Source organism: Streptomyces sp. NPDC033221 (assembly GCF_055577005.1).
Genome location: NZ_JBVIQN010000049.1, coordinates 1 through 16,759 on the forward strand (window position 1 = coordinate 1; position 16,759 = coordinate 16,759).

The window sequence follows — 16,759 nt, forward strand, 5'->3', positions numbered from 1 at the left end:
GCGGCTTCCTGTGGCCCCAAGCCCTCTCCGCCCGCCTCTTCGGCTTCCACGACTGGGCCCTGACCCTGCCGCAGTGCGCCGAGGGCACCGTCACCATCCTCGTGCTCTACCGGGTCGTACGACGCTGGCAAGGCCCCGCCACCGGACTCCTGGCCGCCACCCTGCTCACCCTCACCCCCGTCACCGCCTCCCTGTTCGGCCACGCCATCCCCGACGCCGCCCTGATCATGTGCCTGATCCTCGCCGCCGACCAAGGCCAACGCGCCCTGCACAGCGCACGACCGGCACCCCTCCTGCTCGCCGCCCTCTGGATCGGCCTGGCCTTCCAGGCCAAAATGATGCAGGCCTGGCTCCTGGCCCCCGCCCTCGCCACCGCCTACCTCATCACCGCACCCATCACCCTCCGCCGACGCCTCGGCCACCTGCTCACCGCCGCAGCCCTCATGACCGCCGTGTCCCTGTCCTGGGTCCTCATGATGACCTTGACCCCCAAGGACACCCGCCCCTACGCCGACGGCTCCACCAACAACAGCGCCCTCTCCATGGTCTTCGACCACAACGGCTTCAGCCGGCTCGGGAAGTCGGACGACGCCCCGTCACCGACGAGCGCAGCGGCCGGCCAGGCCCCCGGCACGAAGACCAGTGGTACCGGCACCGTGGGGACCAGCGGCACCCACGGCGCGACGGCCGGCGGCGCCCCCGGGTCCACCTCCGGCTCGGACGCCCGGAACAAGCTGATCAGCGCCCGCCTGGCGCCGCAGATCGGCTGGCTCTACCCGCTCGCGCTCATCGGCCTCACCTTCGGTCTCCGCCGCTGCCGCAAGCGCCCCCGTACGGACCGGACGCGGGCCGGGTACGTGCTGTGGGGCACGTGGCTGCTGACCACGGCGGCGGCGCTGAGCGTCATACCCGTACCGCACACGGCATACGTGGCGGCTCTTGCCCCCGCCCTCGCGGCCCTCTCCGCAGCCGGACTCGTCGCCCTGTGGCGTGCCCGTTGCCGGGACGGCAGCACCCGTCCCGGTCGTGCCGCCCTTCCCGCCACCATCGCCGTCGAAGCCGCCTGGGCCACGTTCCTCGCGCTCCGGCACCCGGACTTCGCGCCGTGGCTCCCGCCCCTCATCGTCGCGGCGGCCCTGCTCGGCATCGCGGGACTCACCTTCCGAGGAAGGACACGCCGCCACCGGCTCCCCGTCATCGGTCTCGCCGCCGGCTGCCTCGCCATGTTCGCCGCCCCGGCCACCTGGTCGCTGTCCGTGCTGGACACGCGGTACGCGGGCACGTCGTTCGACGCCCACGCGGGACCGGAAGGCCCGGACTCCCTGAGCCAGGTGTTCCTGTCCGACGGCTCCCCGCAGCCCTCCCCCGCCGGCAGTCAACAGGGGCTTTCCGCCGTGGAACGCCGCCTTCTCGACTACGTAAGGGAGCACAGCGGCCCGGCGCAGTACGTCCTCTCCTCGGGACCCGGCTGGGCCCGGTCCCGGGGCATCCTCGCGACGGGCCTGCCCGTACTGCCCCTGGGCGGCGCCTCGGGACGCGTCCCATCCGTCACGCTCACCGAGTACCAGCGGCTCGTCGCCTCGGGCGAGCTGCGCTTCGCCCTGCTCGGCACACCGGCCCGGAGCACCGGCGCTTCCGCCTCCGAGAACGAGAAGATCGACGCCTGGGTACGCGCCCACTGCACGGAGGTCGACCCACGCGCGTACGGCGGCGAATCACCGTCCGCCACTCCGTCCGACGGGGGATCGGCTGCCGTCGGAGCCCTCTACGACTGTTCCCCACCGACGAGTTGAAAGCGGGCACACCGCTCCGAGCCGACGCCGCCACCGGCCCCCGATACGGCATCCCCTTGTACCCTGGCCTCCTGTCCGACGCCGGTACGGAGTCCCCCGCGAGGGGTCCAGCCAGGGGGCGATGTGAAGCACCTCGGACCGATCACCGGGCAGGAGCGGCTGCGCGACCGGGCCGCTCACGCCCTGCGTGCCGCGCTGATCGCCGGTGAACTGCGTCCCGGTACGGTGCATTCCGCGCCCGCGCTCGCCGCCGGGTTCGGGATCTCGGCGACCCCGGTGCGGGAGGCGATGCTCGATCTGGCGCGGGAGGGGCTGGTCGAGCCGGTGCGCAACAAGGGGTTCCGGGTCACCGAGGTGAGCGAGCGCGATCTCGACCAGTTCGCGGAAATCCGCGCCCTGATCGAGGTGCCGACCGTGGGGCGGGTGGTGCGGGTGGCTTCCCGCGACCGGCTGGCCGCGTTGCGGCCGCTCGCCGAGGAGATCGTCTCCGCCGCGCGTGCGCACGACCTCATCGGCTATCTGGAGGCGGATCGCCGCTTCCATCTGGGCCTGCTGGCGCTCTCGGGCAATGCGCGTCTCGTGGAGACCGTCGGTGACCTGCGCAAACGGTCCCGCCTGTATGGGCTGACCGGCCTCGACGAGCGCGGCGAGCTGCTGCCTTCGGCGCAGGAGCACCTGGAGCTGCTGGACCTCGCGCTGGCGGGCGACGCCACGGGGGCGGAGGCGTGCATGGCGCGGCATCTGGGGCACGTCAGGTCGCTCTGGGCGCGGTCCGGGGAGGGATCCGCCGCGCGGCGGACCGTACGGGGCGAGCGGGGTGCGGCGGCGGCCCGTACGGTCTCGGGGCGCTGACGGCGGCGGCGATGCGGGTGCGCTGAGCAGCCGTGGGACCGAAAGGCGTAGCCGACGGGTTGTCAGTGCAATGTCACATTACTAGGTTACGGGGCGCGCCGCGGCCCGATGTGGCGTCAACTCACGTACGTACGGGGGTGGTTGACCGGCCGCGCGCTGGTACGTGTCCTGCACGCCTCTACACAGGAGCAGCCGGTGTTTCCATTACGCACTGTGCGCAAGGGCCTGCTCAGCGCCGTCCTGTCGGTGGGCCTCGTACTCCCCGCGGCTCAGGCCGCCCAAGGCGCGGCGCCCGCCCGGCCGTCGGCCGCCCCGGCGGCGGCCCCCACCGACGAGGCGGACCGCACCGACCGGGCCGACAGATTCGCCGACGCCCCCAAGCCGACGGCGCGGGACCTGCCACCCGGCAACGGCCGCGTCCCCCGGGGCCGCACCCCCGGTGACCTGGTGCGGAGCCCGTCCAGCAGCGATCACCGTCCGAGCGCCGCGCCTTCCTGCACCCTCGACGCGCTGACCCACCTCACCCCGGAAGCCCTCGCGGACTTCCTCACCGACCCGGCTGTCACCACCGAGGGCTGCCTGCGCGGCCTGATCTGGACGTGGAACGCGCGGCTCGCGCCCGTGATGTCGCGGGCGCATGTGCAGGCCGTGGCCCGCAGGGCCGGCGCGCTCGCGCCGGGGCACGACGGGACCGACACCACCCACCTGTACGAGCTGTTCACGTACCTGCACGCCGTCGTCTACCACGACTTCTCGCACGACGAGATCGATGTGACGGACGCGCCCACGGTCGAGGCGATGCGGGCGGCGGTCGCCGCGTACGGGACCGCCGCCCGCACCTTCGATCCCACCCGGCACAACGCGGAGACGCTGCGGGAAGCGCTTACGACAGCGAGCGCGCCAGGGCTTCGACAGCATCAACTCCCGCTGGTCAAACGGGTACTGGCCACCATGAACGCCGGTACGCCGACCGCCACCGACCCGATGTGGGGCGGGGCCGCCCTCGCCGCGCTCACCGTCAACTACCTCGGCGTTTACCCCGGCAACAACGACACCGCCTTCCGGGCGGCGGTGACCGCCGACGCCGCGTACCGCGCCGCCTTCCGCGCCTTCGCGGGCCACACCCACCTGAAAGGCACGGCGAACGCCTGGGCGGTGCGCGACGCCCTGGGCGAGTACGGGCGCTTCGGCCAGATCGACGCCCTCAAGCCCGCCGTCGTCACCGACCTCGGGGCGCTGCTGGACGCCACCGAGACCAACTTCGGCCGCCGTAGCGCCCCGTGGGCCGGTGTGGCGGGCTGGCTGAACCACTTCGGAGTCTGCGCGCGCTACAACGTCTGCCTCCAGCAGATCGAGAAGGAGATCTTCCCGCACACGTACACCTACGACCGTGGCGCCATCGAGGTCCGTACCGCGCTCGACCGGACCACCGTCGACCGGCTCTATTACGCCGGCAAGAAGGTCAAGGCGCAGTTCTTCCGGGTGCTCGGCACCGACCGGCCGCTGGCCGATGACACCAACGCCACGCTGCACATCCACCTGTACGCGTCCCGCGCCGAGTACGAGATCATGCATCCGCTGCTGACCGGTATGGGCACCGACAACGGCGGTGTCTACATCGAGAACGGGGCGACCTTCTACACCTACCAGCGACGGGTGCCGCAGGACTCCTCACTCACCCTCGAAGAGCTGTTCCGGCACGAGTACACCCACTATCTCAACGGCCGCTGGGCCGTGCCGGGCAGCTTCGGCGAGGGGCCCTGGTACACCGGCGACCTGACCACCGCCATGGACGAGGGCACCGCCGAGTTCTTCGCGGGCGGTACCCGCGACGACGGGGTCAGGGTGCGCAAGTCGCTGGTCAAGGGTGTCATCGCGGACACGGCCGGCGGCGGCCCGCGGATGAGCGTCGACCGGCTGCTGCACGCCACGTACTCCGGCGACGGCTTCCGCTTCTACAACTACGCCGGTACCTTCTTCGAGTTCCTGTGGCAGCAGCGCCCGTCGCTGCTCCGGGAGATGTACGGTTACCAGCGCGCCGACGACCCGAAGGGATTCGACGCCTGGCGGAGCAGGCTGGGCGCGGACGCCGCGCTGCAGCGGGCGTACGACGCGTTCCTCGACGCCCAGATCGCCGGGGTCGACGACCTGTACGTGCCCAGCACCACCTTCCACCCCGTCGCCTCGCTCCGCTTCGCCGAGGCGTCCGAGGTCCGGACCGCCTTCACCGCCGCCACCTATGTCACCCCCGCCTGCTCGGGCACCGGTGAGACGGGCGGCCGGTCACGCTTCACCTGCACCGGCCGGATCACCGCCAACCTCTCCGATGCCCGCAACCCCGACCGGGTGTTCGCCGACATGTCCGAGACGGTCGATTACTTCCTGCTGGACCGCGCCCGGCCCGCGGCCGACAACCTGGCCGACATGGACTGCTCCTTCGGCACCGTGGACGTCTGGTCCGACGGCCGGGCCGGGAGCGCGTCCTTCACCTGCGAGGGTCCGCTGCGCAGCTGACCGGCGGGGCGGGGTGCGGCGCAGGGGACCGCGCCCCGCCTCCCGGCCGTACCGAGCGGCGTTTTCGAACGGCCGATCACAGATTTCACACAGCCGTAATCTCCTTCCCTCCCGGCAGGCGTGCCACCGAGGTTGCCGCCGGAGGTCCACCACCACGGTCGGGCAATTCGGACACCCGAGGCCCGGCCGCGCGTGGTGACGTGCGCCCTCGCCGCGCCGGAGCGGCAGAATCCGGATGTGCACACCGCGCCCGGGCGGCGTGCGCGTCGGTAGGGACCTCAGGGAGGAAGTTCGGTGTCGGAACGTCAGGTGACGGGTGAGGTCGACGAGGCCGGTGCGCCAGTGGTGGCGCAGGAGCGCCGATTGCGCCGGGACCTGGGGTTCTGGGGGCTCACGGCGATCGGCTTCTCGAACATCGTGGGGTCGGGCTGGCTGTTCGCCGCCCTGTACGCGGCCCAGACCGCGGGCCCCGCGTCACTGCTGTCCTGGATCGGCGCGGGTCTGCTGTGCGGCCTGGTCGCCCTGGTCATGATCGAGCTGGGCGCGTCGCGGCCCGAGGGCGGCGGTACGGTCCGCTGGCCGCTGTTCGCCAGCGGCCGGCTGGTCGGCACCCTGGTGGGCTGGTCGGTACTGCTCTCGGTGGGCGGCACCGCGGCCGAGATCAGCGCGATCATGCAGTACGCCGCGCACTACGTACCCGGTCTCTACAGCGGCCACACCCTGACCCTGGCCGGCGTGGGCGTCGCCGCCGCGCTCAGCGTGGTGCTGACGGCGCTGAACTGGTACGCGGTGCGGCTGTTCGCGCGGCTGAACAACCTGATCTCGGTGTTCAAGATCGCGGTGCCGGTGATCACCGTGATCGCGCTCATCGCCTCCGGCTGGCACGAGGGCCGCCTGACGGACCACGGCGGGTTCGCCCCGTACGGATACGCGGCCTGCCTGACCGCGCTGGCCGGCGGCGGCATCGTCTACTCCGTCAACGGCTTCCAGGCGCCGCTGGACTTCTCCGGTGAGGCCCGCAACCCCCGCAAGACCATCCCCGCCGCCGTCCTCACCGGCATCGCCCTGGCCGTGGCGATGTATCTGGCCCTCCAGGTGGCGTTCCTCTTCACGGTCCCCGAGAACGTGCTCGGCGGCGGCTGGAAGGGCGTGTCCTTCGAGTCCCCGTTCGGGCAGCTGGCGCTGATCCTCAACCTGCACTGGCTGTCCAGCCTGCTGTACGCGGACGCGGTGGTCTCCCCCGGCGGGTCGGCGTACGTGGGTGTGGCGATCAATGCCCGGCACACCTACGCGCTCGCCAAGAACCGCACGATCCCCCGGTTCTTCATGAAGGTCAACGAGCGGTTCGGCGTGCCGCGCCGGGCGCTGGCGATCAACCTCGCGGTGATCGTGATCTTCCTGCTGCCGTTCGGCGGCTGGCAGGACATCGTCAGCGTCATGGGCAACATGTACCTGCTGATCTACGGGGCCTCCGCGGTGGCCGCCGCGGTCTTCCTCGCCGACCCGGGGAGCAGCACGACCGGCTGGGTGCCGGGCCTGCGCTGGATCGCGCCGGTCAGCTTCGTGGTGGCGAGCGAGTTCGTGTACTGGTCGGGCTGGCACACCCTGCGCCTCGCCCTGCCGCTGGTCCTCGCCGGACTGCTCGTCTTCCTGGCCATGCGGCGTTCCGGTGACGGCACCGCGGACGCCGTCGGCGACCGGGACGGCGCAGGCCGGCGTCTGCCGCTGCTCACCGAACTGCGTACCGGTGCCTGGCTGGTGACGTACCTGGCGGTACTGACGCTGCTGTCGTGGCTGGGCACCTTCGGGGGCTCCGACCGGGTGCCGGCCCCGTACGACTCGCTGGTCGTGGCGGCCTTCGCGCTCGCGGTGTTCTTCTGGGCCGTACGGTCCGGCGTCCGGCATCTGACGGAATCCCGCACCGCGGCCCTGTGAGTGGTGACGGACCGGCCGCGCCGGCGGCCGGTCCGCCCGGGCCGTTTCCGCGGATGAGGTGGCCTGGGGTCCGTACCGGGGGAAGTATTGCGTATGGACGTTCCCCTGTACCTCGAACCGCGGTTGGAGTCCCGGCTGGCGTCCCTGCTGCGCGCGAGGACGTTTCTCCATACGCTCACCGGCGGGCTCGGATCGCCGCTGAACGTGGTGTTACCGGACCGCATCACCGAGAATCTGGCCGCCTTCCGGGCCGTCTACCGCCGGCACCACCTCAGCGGCGGCATCTTCTTCGCCCACAAGGCGAACCGCTCCAGCGCCCTGGTACGGCGGCTCGCCGCCACGGAAGCGGCCGTGGACGTCGCCTCCCTCGGGGAACTCCAGCACGCCCTGGCGTCCGGGTTCGTACCGGACCGCGTCATGGCGACCGGCCCGAAGAACCCGGAGTTCCTGTGGCTGGCGGCCCGTACGGGCACCACCGTGAACATCGACAGCCCGGGGGAGCTGGACGAACTCGCCGCGCTGGTACGGGATTACGGCCTCCCCCGCGTCCGCGTCCTGCTGCGCCTCTCCGGCTTCTGCACCCCGGGCGTCAAGCTGCTGACCCGGCAGAGCCGCTTCGGTACGGCGGAGGGGGAGCTGGACGGGCTGCTCAAGTCGGTGGAACGGCACAGCGACACGGTGGAGCTGACGGGGGTCGGCTACCACCTCGACACGACCAGCCCGGCCGAGAAGGCGGTGGCGCTCGAAGGGTGCGTCAAGGCGCTGGACACGTGCCGGGCGCGGGGCTTCGCGCCGCGCGCCGTCGACATCGGCGGCGGGTTCGGCACCGACTACCTCGCCGACGGCGCGCAGTGGCAGCGGTACACCACCGAGCTGACCAACGCCGCGCTGGGCACCCGCCCGCCCATGACCTGGCGCCGGCACACCTACGGCCTGCGCAACGAGAACGGCACCCTGCGCGGCGCACTGGCGCTGTACCCGGCCCACCGCCCGACCGCCGGGGCCCAGTACCTGGACGCGCTGCTGTCGCTCCCCGCCCCTTCCCTGGGCCGTCCGCTGGCCACCCTGCTGCTGGAGAACCTGTACGAGCTGCACACCGAGCCAGGGCGCGCGCTGGTGGACCAGTGCGGGGTCACCCTGGCGCGGGTGCTGGAGGTACGCCGTACGGAAGCCTCGGACCGCACGGGTACTGCCGCTGGTGAGCCCGCGGCGTCCGGCGGCCGTACGGGCTCCGGCCATCTCCTGATGCGCCTGGACGCGAACGCCGACGACATCGGCCTGGAGGAGCACGGCGTCCTCGTCGACCCCGTCCTCGTCCCGCGCGACGCGCCCGGGGACCCTCCGGACGCCGGACCGGTGGCGTGCTACCTCGCGGGCAACCTCTGCCTGGAGGCCGACATGATCACCCGGCGCGCGGTCCACCTGCCGCGCACACCGCGCCCCGGGGACCTGCTGGCGTTCGCCAACACGGCCGGCTACTGCATGGACTTCAGCGCCGACGAGGCCCAGCAGCAGCCCGTCGCCCGCAAGGTCGCCGTATGGCAGGACGGACCGGCGGACGGCACCGCCCCGGAGGACGCCTCCTGGCACTGGTGTCTGGACGAACAGTACTGGCCGCATGTGAACCGCCGGACGAAAGGATCTGCATGAGGTTCGAGCGCATCACCGACGCCATCGGCAACACCCCGCTCGTACGCATCGATCCGTCCGTGCACGGCCTGCGCACCATCGATCTGTACGCCAAGCTGGAGATGCTCAACCCGTTCGGCTCGATCAAGGACCGGGCGGCCTGGAACATGGTGCGGCCGGGGCTGTCCGCCGCAGCCGACGAGGACCGCACCGTCGTCGAGCTGTCCAGCGGCAACACGGCCAAGGCGCTGGCCGTGCTCGCCGGGATGCACGGGGTGCCCTTCAAGAGCGTCACGAACCGGATGCGCATACCGGAGGTCAAGGACCTCCTCCTGCTGCTGGGCGCGGAGGTGGAGGAACTGCCGGGGCAGACCGAGTGTCTCGACCCGACCAACACCGACGACCCGCTGACCCACTTCCACCAGACGCTCACCGAGTCCGGCAGCGCCTACCTGTACACCGACCAGTACTACAACGACCGCAACACCCAGGCCCACGTGGAGGGCACCGGCCCGGAGATCGTCAAGGACCTGGACGGCCGGGCGCCGGACTGGTTCATCGCCTGTGTGGGGACGGCCGGCTCGTCCACCGGGGTGGCCCGGGTGCTGCGGGAGCACGACCCCGGGGTGGACGTGGTCGGGCTGGTCTCGCACAAGGCGGACTTCGTGCCCGGCATCCGCACCATCGACGAGGTGCAGGAGGTCGGCCTGTTCGACCCGGGGACGTACGACACGATCGCCTCCGTCACCGCCGACGAGGCGATCGACGGGATGCTGACGCTGGCCCGGCGGTGCGGCATCCTGGCCGGTCCGACCAGCGGCGCCGCGTACTTCGGTGCCGTGCGGCATCTGCGTGAGCTGGACACCGGCCCGGCGGCGGACCCTGACCCGGACCACCCGGCCGGGCGCCGGACCGCCGTGTTCATCGTGTGCGACCGCATCGAGAGCTATCTCGGTTACGTACGGCAGCGGCGGCCCGAACTGCTCGGCCGGCCACCGCAGCCGAACTCCGTCGCCACGCTCTCCGAAGCCGAGGTGCGCCGGGCGCCGGACATCGACGCCGAGGGCGCCGTACGGTGGATCGAGCGGGACCGGCCGCTGGTCGTGGACCTGCGCAGCCCGTTCGCCTACACCGCGCTGCACATCGCCGGTTCGGTCAACATCGTCGACGAGCTGTTCGGTGAGCTGGTGCGCGGCGGGCTGCCGTTCAGCAAGAGCCGCCCGGTGCTGCTGGCCTGCCCGGTCGGCGAACAATCCGCCAAGTACGCCGCGCTGCTCGCGCGTATGGGCCATCCCGACGTGCGCAGCCTGCGCGGCGGGATCATCGCCTGGCGCGACGCGGGCGCCCCGCTGGTACGGGAGTGACGGCCGATGACCACGACGAACGCTCCCGTCACCGCGGCGCTGGACGAGCTGCGTGCGTGGCACACCGGCGTACGCGCCCAGTTCCCGATCATCGTGGGCGCGCCGCGGCTCGCCTATCTGGACAACGCCGCGACGACGCAGAAGCCGCAGGCCGTCCTGGACGCCGTGCAGCACTACCTCACCACCGGCAACGCCAACGCCGGGCGCGGCACCTACACCTGGGCCAACCGGACCACGGCGCTGGTCGAGGAGACCCGGCAGCGGATCAAGGAGTTCCTGGGCGACCCCGATCCGGAGCGCTCCGGGGTGCACTTCGTGAGCGGGGCGACCGCGGGGCTGCGCGCCGTCGCGCTCGACTGGCTGGCCGGCCGGCTGGCCGACGGCGACGAGATCGTGGTCCCGCTCGCCGACCACCAGGCGAACATCGTCCCCTGGCTGGAGGTACGGGACCTGCTCGCCCGGCAGGGCCTGCGCATACGGGTGCGCCCGATGCCGTACCAGGCGGGGTCCGGTGACTACGACCCGGCGGCGCTGGCCTCCCTGGCCGGGCCGCGGACCCGCTTCGTGGCGGTCACGCACGTCCATCACGTCTACGGCGGCGACATGAATGTGCACCGCATCCGGCAGGCGGTCGGCCCGGACGTACCGATCTGTCTGGACGCGGCGCAGAGCGTGGGCCACATCCCCGTGTCACTGGCGGACCTGGACGTGGACTTCGCCGTCTTCTCCGGGCACAAGGCCCTGGCCCTGCCCGGCTCGGGTGCCGTGTGGGCCCGTAACGCCCGGGGCCCGGCCTTCGTGCCCGGCGGGTGGGACGGCAGCCCCAACACCACGGGCATCCGGAGCCTGCGGGCCGCGTTCGACTGGCTGGACGCCACCGGCACCGGCCGCGTCGAGCGGTGGACCACCGCGCTGGCCGCCCGGCTGACGGAGGGCCTGCGCCACCTGCCCGCGTACGAGGTGCTGGGCTGCCGGCGCAGCCTGGCGGCCGACGCGGACATCCAGCGGCGTCAGGGCATCGTGACCTTCCGGCATCGCGCCATCGACTCCGGCGACCTCGGTTTCGCGCTGTTCGACCACGGTTTCATGGTCCGCTCCGACAGTCTCTGCCAGGGCAGCGGGGGCGAGCGGCAGCACTCGGTCCGGGTGAGCCTGCACGCGTACAACTCCCCTGAGGAGATCGACCGGCTGCTGGACGTGCTGGGAGCGTGTGCCTGACCCCTGGGGAGTGACCCCCTTTGGAGTGACGGAACGCCATTGGAAACCGTTTTCACCTGTAGGTTGAGGACCACCGGCGACAGGCTCTGGAAGACGGCTGAGGTGGCACGACCGGATGGGACTGAGTGTGGCTACGGCCGCCCTGTGGGTGCGGCGGTGGGAACGGCAGCAGCAGCGGTACGCGATCGACCGTGAGGAGCGCTTCACGGTCGTCGCGGACGCCGTCGAGAAGGTGACCGCCCACCAGGATCGGTCGCTGGTCCTGGACCTCGGGTGCGGGCCCGGGTCACTGGCCGCACGGCTGGCCGGGCGGCTGCCCGGCGCGGACGTCGTGGCCGTGGACAAGGACCCCGTCCTGCTGGCGCTGGGCGAGGCCCACCACGGCGGCACCGTGCGGTTCGTCGAGGCGCCGGTCGGCGCGGCCGGCTGGACCGGCGCCCTGGGCCTGGACCGCCCGCTGGACGCCGCGGTCTCGTCGACGGCGCTGCACTGCCTGGCGCCGGACGCGCTGCGCCGGGCGTACGAGGATCTCGCGGGCCTCATCCGCCCCGGCGGCGTGCTCGTCAACAGCGACCGGTTCCGCAGCCCGCGGGGGGACCGGGCGGCGGAGGTGGCCGCGCAGGTCGGGCTGCGGCGGGCCGAACGGCAGCGGCCGCCCGGCCGCGAGGACTGGGCGTCCTGGTGGGCCGCTGCCGCCGCCGACCCGGAACTGGCCGACCCGTTCACCGCCCGCCGCGCCCGGCACACACCGCACAGCGTGCACAACGGCCTGCCCCTGTGCCACCACATACGGCTGCTGCGCCGGGCCGGGTTCCGGCACGCCGCGCCGGTCTGGCAGTTCGGCGAGGACGCGGTGCTGGTGGCGGTGCGGTAGGTCCGGCGGACTCCGGTGTGCAGGGCGGCGGGCGGGCTCAGGGGTTGGCGCCGATGATGTGGAAGAGGGTGCCCTCCGGGTCGCGCAGTTCGGCCACCGGGCCCTGCGAGGTGCGTTCGGCCTTGGACTCCACCTGGCCACCGAGCTTCTTCGCGGTCTCGACGGCCTCCTCGACGCTCGGCACCTGGAAGTGGACGTTCCAGCGCGGCCGCACCTGCGGGTCGGCCGCCGCCTCGATCGCGCCGCCGTACAGGCCCACCGCGTCCCGTTCCTCGACGCTCAGGACCACCCGCTCGCCCTCCCAGCGCACGTCGAAGGGGCTGCCGTCCTCCTCGCTGTACCAGCCGAAGAGGTCGCCGTAGAAGCGCGCGGCGTCGAACGCGTCGCGGGTGCGCAGCTCCACCCAGACCGGCGCACCGGTGCCGACCGGCTGCCGGTTCGTCTGCGGGGTGTTCTCCCGGCACTCCCAGAGGCCGAAGTTCGCCCCGGCCGGGTCGGCGGCCAGCGCCAGCCGGCCCGCGTCGAAGTCCAGCGGGCCGATGGCGACCGTACCGCCGCGTTCCCGGACGCCGTTCGCCGCGTCGTCGGCGTTGCGCGTCCCGAAGTACGTCGTCCAGGCGTTGGGCAGTTCGGTGTGGCGGGCGGCCGCGCTCAGGCCCGCCACCGCCGTGCCCCCGGCCATCGCCCGTACGTACGGGCCCCACCGGTCCGGCCCGGCCTCGAACCGCCAGCCAAGCAGCGGTCCGTAGAAACGTGTCGCGACGTCGAGGTCCCCCGTCAGGAGGGTGGCCCACGACGGCACCCCGGGAACGAACGTCATCTGGCAGTCGCCCATGTAAAGCCGGCCCTTCTCCACCATTGTTGTCCAGAACTGCTACTGCGGTCCTACCAGGAAAGGCAGGACCGCATGTCATTCCATCGGCTCATGCCGCAACCGAACTGGCGGGCGCCTCGGGGCCGGTCCCGTCGGCCTGCTCGCGAATGCGTGCGCAGGTCCGCTTGATGAGACGGCACACATGCATCTGGGACAGCCCCAGTTCCTCGCCGATACGGCTCTGTGTCATATCGCAGAAGAACCGCATGTACAGGATGCGGCGCTCACGCTCCGGAAGGCCGCGCAGTCCGTCCCGCACCGTTTCCCGGGCGAGGACCAGCTCATACTGCGACTCGGTGAAACCGATACTGTCCCGGAGGGCGAAATCGTCGTCCGCGCCCGGCCGCTCGGCGTCCAGCGAAAGCGTTTTGTAGCTTTCGATGGCCTCCAGTCCGAGGATGACGTCGTCGGCGGAGAGCCGGGTGCGTTCGGCGATCTCCGCGACGGTCGGGAAGCGGCTGTCGGAGGCCGCGGCCAGTTCACGTACGGCGAGCCGGACGGTGTTGCGGAGTTCCTGGACACGGCGGGGCACGTGCACGCCCCAGGTGCAGTCCCGGAAATGCCGCTTGACCTCGCCGACAATGGTGGGGATGGCGTAACTCTCGAATGCGCTGCCACGCTCGGGCCGGTACCCGCCGATGGCCTTCACCAAGCCCAGAGCGGCCACCTGTTTCAGATCGTCCATGCTTTCGCCGCGGTCCCGGAAACGCAGTGCGAGACGTACCGCCATCGGCAGCCAGGCGCGTGTCAGTTCATCACGCAGCCGCCTCTTCTCCGGCCCCTCGGGCAGTTCTGCCAGGCGCGTGAATACGGCGTTCGTCTCGGCCGCGTCTGGTGTGTCCGGAAAGGCTCGTCGGCGGCGTGACGGAGCCGTGGCGGCTGTGCTCACGGGATCCACTCTCCCAACGGACGCGGGGTCTGGGCGTCGTCACCGAGACGGCGGTAGCACACCGGGCGGGACAGCCTCCGGCTGCCCGCATACCGGGTCCGACCAGGTACGCGGTATACGCCCAACGTCTGCACCCCGAGCATAGGACGATCAGCACCGGCCCGCCTGCGGAGCGCTCGCGCGTAGCTGCATTCCGTCATCCGACCGGCGCGGCATACATGTTTGGTATTCCGGTGCGCCGGATACCCGGTCCGGCGGAGCGCCGTCGGGACAGCCGCGGGCCACGGTGCGCGCAATCGTCCCGGAGGCGCCCCCACGCGTGTGGACAGGGCAGACAAGGAGCGACATTCCGATGGCCGATCCGAAGCAAGAACAGCGTGACCGCTTCCGCGCCGAAGACCCGGCCTCCGGGCCGATGACGACCGACCAGGGCGTGACGGTCGACCATACCGACGATTCCCTCCAGGCCGGTGAACGCGGGCCCACGCTGATGGAGGACTTCCACTTCCGGGAGAAGATCACCCGCTTCGACCACGAGCGGATCCCGGAGCGGGTGGTGCATGCGCGCGGGGCGGGTGCGTACGGCTATTTCCAGCCGTACCGGTCGTGCGCGGAATTCACCCGGGCGGCCTTTCTCCAGGACCCGTCCGTGAAGACGCCGGTGTTCGTCCGGTTCTCCACCGTGCAGGGCCCGCGCGGCTCCGCCGACACCGTGCGTGACGTACGCGGATTCGCGACGAAGTTCTACACCTCGGAGGGCAATTACGACCTGGTGGGGAACAATTTCCCGGTCTTCTTCATCCAGGACGGCATCAAGTTCCCGGACTTCGTGCACGCGGTGAAACCGGAGCCGCACAACGACATCCCGACGGGTGCCTCCGCGCACGACACGCTGTGGGACTTCGTCTCCCTGCAGCCCGAGACCCTGCACACGATCATGTGGCTGATGTCCGACCGGGCCATCCCGCGCAGCTACCGGATGATGCAGGGCTTCGGCGTGCACACCTTCCGGTTCGTCAACGCGCAGGGTCAAGGCACCTTCGTGAAATTCCACTGGAAGCCGAAGCTGGGGGTGCACTCCCTGGTATGGGACGAGGCCCAGGAGGCCCAGGGCCGGGACCCCGACTTCAACCGCCGGGACCTGTGGGACACCATCGAGGCCGGCGCCTACCCCGAGTGGGAGCTGGGCGTGCAGCTCGTACCGGAATCGGACGAGCACGCGTTCGACTTCGATCTGCTGGACGCCACCAAGATCATCCCGGAGGAGCAGGTCCCGGTACAGCCCATCGGCCGGATGGTGCTCGACCGCAACCCCGACAACTTCTTCGCCGAGACCGAGCAGGTCGCCTTCCACACCGCGAACGTCGTACCGGGCATCGACTTCACCAACGACCCGCTGCTCCAGGCCCGCAACTTCTCCTACCTGGACACCCAGCTGATCCGGCTCGGCGGGCCGAACTTCGCGCAGATCCCGGTCAACCGGCCGGTCACCCCGGTCCGCAACCACCAGCGCGACGGTTACCACCAGAACGAGATCCACCGGGGCGCCAACTACCACCCGAACTCGCTCGGCGGCGGCTGCCCCGCGCTGGCCGACCCCGACGACCCGGCCTTCCGGCACTACACCGAGCGGGTGGACGGCCGCAAGATCCGCCGCCGCAGCCCCAGCTTCGCGGACCACTACACCCAGACCGCGATGTTCTGGCACAGCATGGCCGACTGGGAGCAGCAGCACATCATCGACGCGTTCCGCTTCGAGCTGGGCAAGGTGGGCGCCAAGGAGGTCCGCGCCCGTACGGTCGAACAGCTCTCGTACGTGGACCACGCGCTGGCCGTCGCGGTCGCGGAGGGCATCGGCGTACCCGCGCCGCAGGAGCGCCCGGACACGCCGCGGCCCACCCCCTCCCCCGCGCTGAGCTTCGAGAACAACCGCGGCGACGGCTCGATCAGCACCCGGCAGATCGCCGTGCTGGTCTCCGACGGCGTGGACGCCGCCCAGACGATCGCGGTCCGTGACGCGCTGACCGAACAGGGCGCGATCGTAGAGCTGATCGCCCCGCAGGACGGCACCGTCCAGGACAAGGACGGCAGCACACTCGCCGTGGACCGGGCGCTGCCGACCGTCGCCTCGGTGCTCTACGACGCGGTGCTGCTGCCCCCGGGCGGCCTGGACTCCGGCAACGCGGCGGCCGACGACGCGGCCCTGCGGTTCGTCCGCAGCGCGTACCGCCACGGCAAGCCGATCGGCGCCCTCGGCGCGAGCGTCGACAAGCTGACCGGCCTGCTGCCGGGTGAGCTGCGGACGGCCGCCGACGGGGACTCGACGGTCTCCGAGGTGGGCATCGTCACCGACCGCCTGTCGGGCGGCGCGACGGCGCGGGGCTTCACGGGCGCGTTCGCCGACGCGGTCGCCGCGCACCGGCACTGGAACCGGCCGGCGCTGCCCGGCTGAGCCCGGCCCCCGACCGAAGGGCCCGCGACCCAAGGGATCGCAACAGAAGGCGGACGGCCGCCGACCGGCCGTCCGCCTTCACGCTGTCCTTCTCCCGCCGTCTTCCGCTGCCTGTCTACCGCTGTCTGCCCCGCGGGGTCAGCGGGCCGAGCGTGAGGCACCACCGAACAGCCGGGCCAGCGCCCTGAACGGCAGGGTGACGACTGCCGCGAGCGTGCTGCCCACGGCCCTCAGCACGTCCGCGATCGCTCGGAACATCCCACGCACCTCCTGGTCTCGGTGGCGCGGCGGAACCGGGACCGGCCGGACGCCCGTCCCCGGTCCGCCGCGAACGGCCGCCGCACCGGGTATCCCCCGTACGGCAC

At 71.8% G+C, this 16,759-nt stretch carries 12 protein-coding genes; 9 read left to right on the forward strand and 3 right to left on the reverse strand.

Annotation, left to right across the window (positions count from 1 at the left end):
* The 8 genes from ACZ53K_RS38540 to ACZ53K_RS38575 form a co-directional block, all read left to right on the forward strand.
* Window positions 1–1,793: ArnT family glycosyltransferase (locus ACZ53K_RS38540; protein WP_468846548.1), on the forward strand; the 1,793-nt coding region annotated here is incomplete at its 5' end.
* 123 nt (window positions 1,794–1,916) lie between these two features.
* Entirely contained in the window at window positions 1,917–2,645 is a 729-nt protein-coding gene (locus tag ACZ53K_RS38545) for a GntR family transcriptional regulator (RefSeq protein ID WP_468846551.1), read from the forward strand.
* A 195-nt stretch (window positions 2,646–2,840) separates the two neighbouring features.
* Window positions 2,841–5,159 (forward strand): collagenase, encoded by a 2,319-nt coding sequence (locus tag ACZ53K_RS38550; RefSeq protein WP_468846554.1) that lies wholly within the window; start codon window positions 2,841–2,843, stop codon window positions 5,157–5,159.
* Window positions 5,160–5,453: 294 nt separating this feature from the next.
* On the forward strand, window positions 5,454–7,094 hold the full coding sequence (locus ACZ53K_RS38555) for an APC family permease (protein ID WP_468846556.1): 1,641 nt from the start codon (window positions 5,454–5,456) through the stop codon (window positions 7,092–7,094).
* Window positions 7,095–7,187: 93 nt separating this feature from the next.
* On the forward strand, window positions 7,188–8,744 hold the full coding sequence (locus ACZ53K_RS38560; protein ID WP_468846559.1) for a Y4yA family PLP-dependent enzyme: 1,557 nt from the start codon (window positions 7,188–7,190) through the stop codon (window positions 8,742–8,744).
* Complete coding sequence (locus ACZ53K_RS38565) at window positions 8,741–10,087, forward strand: pyridoxal-phosphate dependent enzyme (protein WP_468846562.1); 1,347 nt, start codon at window positions 8,741–8,743, stop codon at window positions 10,085–10,087. The genes ACZ53K_RS38560 and ACZ53K_RS38565 overlap by 4 nt, the downstream gene beginning before the upstream one ends.
* A gap of 6 nt (window positions 10,088–10,093) precedes the next feature.
* Window positions 10,094–11,305 carry an aminotransferase class V-fold PLP-dependent enzyme gene (locus ACZ53K_RS38570; protein ID WP_468846564.1) on the forward strand — a complete coding sequence of 404 codons (1,212 nt, stop codon included), beginning with the start codon at window positions 10,094–10,096 and terminating at the stop codon, window positions 11,303–11,305.
* Between the two features lie 115 nt (window positions 11,306–11,420).
* Entirely contained in the window at window positions 11,421–12,179 is a 759-nt protein-coding gene (locus tag ACZ53K_RS38575) for a class I SAM-dependent methyltransferase (RefSeq protein WP_468846566.1), read from the forward strand.
* A 37-nt stretch (window positions 12,180–12,216) separates the two neighbouring features.
* Here the strand turns inward: ACZ53K_RS38575 and ACZ53K_RS38580 are convergent, their stop codons facing one another.
* On the reverse strand, window positions 12,217–13,014 hold the full coding sequence (locus ACZ53K_RS38580) for a VOC family protein (protein ID WP_468846569.1): 798 nt from the start codon (window positions 13,012–13,014) through the stop codon (window positions 12,217–12,219).
* An 88-nt stretch (window positions 13,015–13,102) separates the two neighbouring features.
* The gene (locus tag ACZ53K_RS38585) at window positions 13,103–13,951 is read right to left on the reverse strand and encodes a SigB/SigF/SigG family RNA polymerase sigma factor (RefSeq protein WP_468846571.1); all 849 of its coding nucleotides are present in this window, start codon (window positions 13,949–13,951) and stop codon (window positions 13,103–13,105) included.
* 343 nt (window positions 13,952–14,294) lie between these two features.
* Between ACZ53K_RS38585 and ACZ53K_RS38590 the strand changes: the two genes are divergently transcribed.
* Window positions 14,295–16,394: a catalase gene (locus ACZ53K_RS38590; protein WP_468846574.1), complete on the forward strand. Its 2,100-nt coding sequence runs from the start codon at window positions 14,295–14,297 to the stop codon at window positions 16,392–16,394.
* 138 nt (window positions 16,395–16,532) lie between these two features.
* On the opposite strand, the gene ACZ53K_RS38595 is transcribed toward ACZ53K_RS38590, so the two are convergent.
* The gene (locus ACZ53K_RS38595) at window positions 16,533–16,652 is read right to left on the reverse strand and encodes an LPFR motif small protein (protein ID WP_280526800.1); all 120 of its coding nucleotides are present in this window, start codon (window positions 16,650–16,652) and stop codon (window positions 16,533–16,535) included.
* Between the last annotated feature and the right edge of the window lie 107 nt (window positions 16,653–16,759).

Coding starts and splice junctions, on each gene's coding strand:
- ACZ53K_RS38560 (WP_468846559.1), top strand. CDS start 7,188: ATGGACGTTCCCCTGTACCTCGAACCGCGGTTGGAGTCCCGGCTGGCG.
- ACZ53K_RS38565 (WP_468846562.1), top strand. CDS start 8,741: ATGAGGTTCGAGCGCATCACCGACGCCATCGGCAACACCCCGCTCGTA.
- ACZ53K_RS38570 (WP_468846564.1), top strand. CDS start 10,094: ATGACCACGACGAACGCTCCCGTCACCGCGGCGCTGGACGAGCTGCGT.
- ACZ53K_RS38575 (WP_468846566.1), top strand. CDS start 11,421: ATGGGACTGAGTGTGGCTACGGCCGCCCTGTGGGTGCGGCGGTGGGAA.
- ACZ53K_RS38580 (WP_468846569.1), bottom strand. CDS start 13,014: ATGGGCGACTGCCAGATGACGTTCGTTCCCGGGGTGCCGTCGTGGGCC.
- ACZ53K_RS38590 (WP_468846574.1), top strand. CDS start 14,295: ATGGCCGATCCGAAGCAAGAACAGCGTGACCGCTTCCGCGCCGAAGAC.
- ACZ53K_RS38595 (WP_280526800.1), bottom strand. CDS start 16,652: ATGTTCCGAGCGATCGCGGACGTGCTGAGGGCCGTGGGCAGCACGCTC.